Source organism: Acidithiobacillus sp. TH-A36 (genome assembly GCF_057473445.1).
In genome coordinates this window covers 1-6,416 of record NZ_JBYCKP010000264.1, presented here as the reverse complement: position 1 = coordinate 6,416, position 6,416 = coordinate 1, and the positions used below count along the sequence as shown (strand labels likewise).

General features: G+C 53.1%; 7 protein-coding genes and 1 pseudogene. 6 read left to right on the top strand and 2 right to left on the bottom strand.

What is annotated here, in order from left to right:
- Positions 1–364 (top strand): LysM peptidoglycan-binding domain-containing protein (locus AC2VLY_RS07070; RefSeq protein ID WP_486893985.1); only part of this gene is annotated, 364 nt, incomplete at its 5' end.
- Positions 365–414: 50 nt separating this feature from the next.
- Here AC2VLY_RS07070 and AC2VLY_RS07065 read toward each other — a convergent pair.
- A complete protein-coding gene (locus tag AC2VLY_RS07065; protein WP_193649365.1) occupies positions 415–885 on the bottom strand; it encodes a Fur family transcriptional regulator in 471 nt (156 codons plus the stop codon).
- A gap of 117 nt (positions 886–1,002) precedes the next feature.
- Here AC2VLY_RS07065 and AC2VLY_RS07060 point away from each other — a divergent pair, with 117 nt between their 5' ends.
- From AC2VLY_RS07060 to AC2VLY_RS07045, 4 genes are all read left to right on the top strand, one after another.
- Positions 1,003–1,482 (top strand): peroxiredoxin, encoded by a 480-nt coding sequence (locus AC2VLY_RS07060; protein ID WP_193649364.1) that lies wholly within the window; start codon positions 1,003–1,005, stop codon positions 1,480–1,482.
- Entirely contained in the window at positions 1,479–2,888 is a 1,410-nt protein-coding gene (locus AC2VLY_RS07055; protein ID WP_486893983.1) for a PhoH family protein, read from the top strand. Before AC2VLY_RS07060 ends, AC2VLY_RS07055 begins: the two co-directional genes overlap by 4 nt.
- 64 nt (positions 2,889–2,952) lie before the next feature.
- Positions 2,953–4,839 carry a biosynthetic arginine decarboxylase gene (gene speA / locus AC2VLY_RS07050; RefSeq protein WP_193649362.1) on the top strand — a complete coding sequence of 629 codons (1,887 nt, stop codon included), beginning with the start codon at positions 2,953–2,955 and terminating at the stop codon, positions 4,837–4,839.
- Positions 4,840–4,842: 3 nt separating this feature from the next.
- On the top strand, positions 4,843–5,235 hold the full coding sequence (locus AC2VLY_RS07045) for a group II truncated hemoglobin (RefSeq protein WP_193649361.1): 393 nt from the start codon (positions 4,843–4,845) through the stop codon (positions 5,233–5,235).
- Positions 5,236–5,249: 14 nt separating this feature from the next.
- Here AC2VLY_RS07045 and AC2VLY_RS07040 read toward each other — a convergent pair whose 3' ends face one another.
- The gene (locus tag AC2VLY_RS07040; RefSeq protein WP_486893981.1) at positions 5,250–6,110 is read right to left on the bottom strand and encodes a fumarylacetoacetate hydrolase family protein; all 861 of its coding nucleotides are present in this window, start codon (positions 6,108–6,110) and stop codon (positions 5,250–5,252) included.
- An 82-nt stretch (positions 6,111–6,192) separates the two neighbouring features.
- Between AC2VLY_RS07040 and AC2VLY_RS07035 the strand changes: the two are divergent.
- Positions 6,193–6,416 (top strand): annotated as a pseudogene (locus AC2VLY_RS07035) (mechanosensitive ion channel family protein); the annotation flags it as partial.

Genomic DNA, 6,416 nt, shown 5'->3' with positions numbered 1-6,416 from the left:
CGTTTCCCTGCGCGGTAGTCATTTCAAATGGAATTTTGGGGGCATAGAAGCGGCACCCGTATTTCGGGTGACCATGCGTCATGCCTTGCAGGAGCTGAATGTGGCTCCTGCCTGCCATCATGGCCAGACCATGCGCGTCACCATCAGGCCCGGCCAGAATCTGGCAGAAATTGCCCAGCAGTATCACAGTTCTGTTGCCCATCTCATGCAGATCAATCAGATGACTAATCCGGAAGATATCGACTCGGGCGCATTACTCAAGGTGCCGACTCCCAAGGGGGGTAAGGATATTTGCCGTTTTGAGGCACCGCTGGTTTCCAGAGCTCAGGCCGAAATCTGGAGTGAAGGCGGGGGTGGAGCATAGTACCGGGTCATATTGGCCCGGTCATGTTGTTTAGGTGTCCCCAGAATAATTCAATTGGGGGTTTTGTTTTTACCACAGTGGGCACAAACACCGTTCACCACCAGTTCCATTTCGATGACCGAATAATCCTTGGGAAGAGTGGGCGTGGAGACCGTGCTCTCCGGGAGACAAAATACCTGCCCACAGGAAACACAGTGAAAATGGGGATGCTGATTGGATTGTTCCAGGCGCCGGGCACTGAAACGCCAGACCCGATCATCAGCGGTAATGCGGTGGGCCAGGCCGATATCCACTAACCACTCCAGATTGCGATATAAGCTGACCCGATCTACTGGGCTTGCGATACTTGATTCCAGACGTTGCTGTACTTCGGGATGGCTCAGGGGCTGCTCCGCGTCCAGAAGCGTCCTGTAAACAGCAACGCGTAACTTGGTGACGCGCTGCCCCGCGTCCCGCAATAGCTGGGTTACTTCTGCATCACTGTGCGTGGGGGAGGGCGTATCATGCGCATGATTTTTCATGGGTTCATGCTAGAGCAGCCCCTGCATGGGTGCAAGTCCGACCGTGATCCGGGGAATGGCTGGACATTAGGGCATCAGCCGCGCTAGATTTTCAGCAGGTTCACTCAGGAGTCTTCCATGTCCTCAGAAAAAATCGCCGTTGGTCAAGATGCCCCGCAATTTCACGCTGCTGCTTATGGCAAGGATTCAGAAATCCGTTTGCGCGATCTCAACGGCAAAATTGTCGTCCTTTATTTTTATCCCAAGGATGATACTCCCGGCTGCACCACAGAAGGTCAGGAATTTACGGCACTTTATCCTGATTTTCAGGCGGCTGGCGCAGAAGTTTTGGGCGTTTCCCGCGACACTCTGGCCAGCCATGAAAAATTCGCCTGCAAGTTCAATTTCCCTTTCCCTCTTCTGGCAGATACGGACGAAGCACTCTGCACCGCTTTTGATGTGCTCAAGGAAAAAAACATGTATGGCAAAGTCAGTATTGGCGTAGAGCGCAGTACCTTTATTATTGACCGGCAAGGCAAAATTGCCTATGTGGAGCGCAAGGTCAAAGCGGCAGGTCATGCGGCGGCGATACTTGATATTGTCAAAAAACTCCCATGAGTGCCGGTAAAGCGGTTGCCAAGGAGCCCCAAAAACCACGGCTTTATATTCTCGACACCAATGTCCTGATGCACGATCCAGCGTCGCTGTTCCGCTTTCAGGAACACGACATTCTGCTTCCCATGATTGTTCTGGAAGAGCTGGATCAGCATAAAAAAGGACTCAGCGAGCAGGCCCGTAACGTCCGTCAGGTCAGTCGCAGGCTGGATGAACTGCTGACGGATACGGCGGATCTGGATCAGGGCCTGCCTTTACCCTACGCCCAGGGCCGTCTGTTTTTTCAGACGGCGGCCTACCAGCAGGCTTTGCCGGAAGATCTGGCGGGTGGTAAGGCTGATAACGAAATTCTTGCGGTCACCTTGGCCTTGCAAAATCGTCACCCTGAAAAAGATGTCATTCTGGTCAGCAAGGACATCAATCTGCGCATCAAGGGCCGGACCCTGGGTATTCGCGTGGAAGACTACGAAAATGACCGGGCTCTGGAAGACGCAGACTTATTGTACACGGGCTCAGAAATTCTCAGTGAAAATTTCTGGGACCAGCACAGTCGCGATCTGGATGCCTGGCAGGAAAGCGGGCGCAGTTTTTACAAAATCAGCGGTCCGGCCATTCAGCATTGGCATGCCAATGAATTTATTGCCCTGAATCAGGGGGAGGCTGGTGCCGATGAATTCGCGGCTATTGTCCGCGAAGTACATCCTGAACATGCCATCATCGAGCGGATCACGGATTATCGACATGATCGTCATGCTGTTTGGGGAATTATCGCCCGTAATCCTGAGCAGAATTTTGCCTTGAATCTGCTGATGGATCCAGACATTGATTTTGTCACCCTGCTGGGTCATGCCGGCACCGGAAAAACCCTGCTGACCCTGGCGGCCGCTCTGGATCAGGTTTTTGAACATAAACGCTATTCGGAAGTCATTATTACCCGGGCAACGGTACCAGTAGGCGAAGAAATTGGTTTTCTGCCGGGGACTGAAGAAGAAAAAATGCAGCCATGGATGGGTGCGCTGGAAGACAATCTGGAAATTCTGGCGCGCAGCAGCGATGAAGCCGGGAGTTGGGGGCGCAGTGCGACCCAGGACTTGCTAAACAAACGCATTCGCGTGAAATCCATGAGTTTCATGCGGGGGCGCACTTTTCTGGAGAAATTTGTCATTATCGACGAGGCCCAGAATCTCACCTCCAAGGAAATGAAAACCCTGATTACCCGGGCAGGCCCCGGCACCAAAATTGTCTGCCTGGGCAATATTGCCCAGATTGATACGCCCTACCTGACGGAAACCACCTCGGGTCTGACCTATGTGGTGGATCGCTTCAAGGATTGGGCACATAGCGGCCACATTACCCTGCGCCGTGGAGAACGCTCAAGACTGGCGGATTTTGCCAACGAAGCTCTATAGATGACTTGTCGGGTGGCCTGCAGAACCCTTAGACTGCGCTAGGCTTTTGAGGGGGAGAGCGGGCATGAGCTGGACGGTGGCCGATAGTCGTCATCTTTACAATCTTCAGCAATGGGGCGAGGGTTATTTTGACATCGCCGAAGACGGGCAAATGCTGGTGCGGCCCGATGCGCGTGCGGACAGTCCGGCGATTGGACTGGCTGATGTGGCCAGCGAATTGGGAGAACACTCCCTGGGGCTGCCCTGTCTGCTGCGTTTTCCACAAATTCTCGGTCACCGGGTAGAAAAACTGCGTGGCGCCTTTACGGCCGCCATGCAGGATACGCGCTATCAGGGGGGCTATACCCCGGTTTATCCCATCAAGGTCAATCAGCAACGTCGGGTTGTGGAAGAAATTCTGCGGGCGGGCTCAGGCAATGTGGGTCTAGAAGCAGGCAGCAAGCCGGAATTACTGGCCGTGCTGGGCTTAATGCCCGTAGGCGGAACAGTCATTTGCAATGGCTATAAGGATCGCGAGTATATTCGTTTGGCCTTGAGCGGCGAAAAGCTGGGCTTGCGGGTTTATCTGGTGGTGGAAAAAATATCGGAATTACCGCTCATCCTCAGTGAATCCCGGGATCTTGGTGTCCAACCACGCATTGGCGTTCGCGCCCGGCTGGCTTCGGCAGGTGCCGGAAAATGGCAGAATACGGGTGGAGAAAAATCCAAGTTTGGTTTGTCCACCGCGCATATTCTCGATTTGCTTGAACATCTACGCCGGGAAAATGCCCTGAAAAGTCTGCAGTTACTGCATTTTCATCTGGGTTCGCAAATTCCAAATATTCAGTTTATCAAGGGCGGCATGCGCGAGTGCGCGCGACTGTATGCCGAGTTGCGGCGTCTGGGTGCGGCACTGGAAGTCGTGGACGTAGGCGGCGGTCTGGGGGTGGATTACGAAGGAACCCATTCGCGTGCCTATTGCTCGACCAACTATCATGTCAGCGATTATGCACATGCCATTGTCAGTGCCCTGGCTGAGGTGTCCCGCCAGGAAAATTTGCCGGAGCCCCATGTGGTTTCGGAATCGGGCCGGGCTCTGACCGCTCACCATGCCATTTTGTTGACGAATGTGACAGATGTGGAAATGGCAGCAGGAGAGCTGCCCTTGTCTGCAACTGCCGCGCAGGGAATCACCGAGGAATGGCAACGGCTGTTGCAACGCCTGGAGAATGCGCAGGCTTCCGATGCCCTGGAGGTTTATCAGGAAGCCATTTACCTGCTGGGTGAAGTGCATCAACAATTTAATCTTGGTCTGCTGCATATTGAACAAAGAGCGCAGGCGGAAGAAATTTACGCGCGCGTTATCTGGCAGGTGCGCCGCTTTCTGGACCCCCATAATCGGGCGCATCGGGATATTCTGGATGAACTGGACGAAAAAATTGTGGATAAATATTTCGTGAATTTTTCGTTATTTCAATCTTTGCCGGATGTCTGGGCGATTGACCAGATTTTCCCCATTATGCCTATCCAGCGTTTAAATGAAGAACCAAAACGTCGCGCCCGGATTGAAGATATTACTTGTGATTCCGATGGTCGGATTGACGCCTATGTGACCGCAGAAGGCCTGACGCCGGCCTTGCCGGTTCATGCCGTGCAAAATGACAAGCCCTATATATTGGGTATATTTATGGTGGGTGCCTATCAGGAAATTCTTGGTGATATGCACAATCTTTTCGGCGATACGGATTCGGTGAATGTGGTTTGTAATGCGCAGGGTCAGGTTCTTCTGGAGCAGCCTGTGGCCGGAGATACCGTAGAATCGGTATTGAATTACGTGCAGTTTTCTGCTCCGGATTTACTGGCGCGTTATCAGAAAAAAGTCGATCAATGTACCCATCTCAACCCTGAGCAACGGCATCTTTTCCTGCAACAATTTGCCGATGGTCTGCATGGCTATACCTATCTGGAGTGATTTGTGATTCTTGAACCTGAAACTTCTCCTTATACCCTGTTGGGCGGCGAAAGCGCGGTCCGGGCATTGGTCAATCGTTTTTATGACTTGATGGACAGTGAAGCCCAATGGCGCAGTCCTTTGCGGGAAATGCATCCGGCCGACCTGGCCGAATCCAAGGAGAAACTGTTTTTGTTTCTTTCAGGCTGGCTGGGGGGACCGGATTTGTATGTCGAAAAGTTTGGACATCCCCGCCTGCGGGCGCGCCATGCCAGCTTTCCGGTAGATGACCAGGCGCGGGATCAATGGATGGCCTGCATGTTGCGCTCCATGCAGGAACAGGAAATGCCACCCGAAGTGTATACGCATTTACAGACCGCCTTGCAGCGTACGGCAGATTTCATGCGCAATCGTTAGTGCTGCGTGCCTGGTTAATCTGCCGTGACCGGATTGATAAGCGACCCGATGCCTTCAATACGAATTTCGCAGTGTTCGCCGGCCCGTAAAAAGCGCGGCGGATTGCGCGTGAATCCTACACCGGCCGGGGTTCCGGTAATGATCAGGTCTCCACAACGCAGGGGCGTGACTGCCGCCAGGGCACGAATTAGCGCCGCAACGTTGAAAATCAGATCGGCCGTATTGCCAGTCTGCATGACCGTACCATCAATCAACGTCTGCAAGGCCAGGCCTTTGGCTCCCATGGGGAGTTCATCGGCACTGACCACCACAGGACCGCATCCGCCCGTCGCCGGAAAGTTTTTGCCCAGGGTCCACTGACTGGCGCGAAACTGGAAATCCCTGACGCTGGCATCGTTGAAAATGGTGTAACCCGATACACAATCCAGCGCTTGTGCATCGTTCATGGACCCGAAGCAGGGCTTGCCAATAACCACAGCGAGTTCTCCTTCGTAATCCAGTTCACGGGAGCTGGAAGGGATACGCAGGGCTTGACCGTGTCCCACCAGAGTATCTTCGTAACGCATGAAAAAGTTGGGATATTCCGCTGACGGAGCGGAAACTTCCGTGGCATGACTTTGATAATTCAGCCCTGCGCAGAGGATTTTGCAGTTTTCGGGTAAGGGAGGCAGAAAATTCAGTTGCGTGGGATCGAGCAGGTCCTGGGCATGCGCACGATTAAGTCGTTGTTCCAGATCATTGCGCAGGCTGGCACTCGCGCCGAGCAAATCCATCAGGGTCAATCGCGGGGCGATATTCCGCAGGGACAGCAAGTCCCGACCGCGCCAGAGCGCCAATTCGATGGTGCTGTTACTACTGATTTTACTGAGTTTCAATGCTTACTCCTTGCCTTGTTTGTTGCCATATACTAGCAGCTCGGCTAAGGTGCGCCTATAAAATACCCGGCAAGGACAGGACATGGTAATGACAGTATACGGGATTGATGTAGATCCCGAATGGCTATTGCATAGAGCGATTTATACGGTACTGATCGTACTGGGCAGCTATGTCATTTTGCGTTGGTACGGTAAAGCCATCAATCACCTGCTGTCTTTTCTGGGATCACGGCGCACCATTTCCCATGGTTATGGCATCGTTTTTAAACGCATAACTACCTGGTTTTTATGGCTTCTGGTTTGGGT

Excerpts from the sequence above, each read along its gene's own strand:
- AC2VLY_RS07065 (WP_193649365.1), bottom strand. The coding sequence starts at position 885 with ATGAAAAATCATGCGCATGATACGCCCTCCCCCACGCACAGTGATGCA.
- AC2VLY_RS07060 (WP_193649364.1), top strand. The coding sequence starts at position 1,003 with ATGTCCTCAGAAAAAATCGCCGTTGGTCAAGATGCCCCGCAATTTCAC.
- AC2VLY_RS07055 (WP_486893983.1), top strand. The coding sequence starts at position 1,479 with ATGAGTGCCGGTAAAGCGGTTGCCAAGGAGCCCCAAAAACCACGGCTT.
- speA (WP_193649362.1), top strand. The coding sequence starts at position 2,953 with ATGAGCTGGACGGTGGCCGATAGTCGTCATCTTTACAATCTTCAGCAA.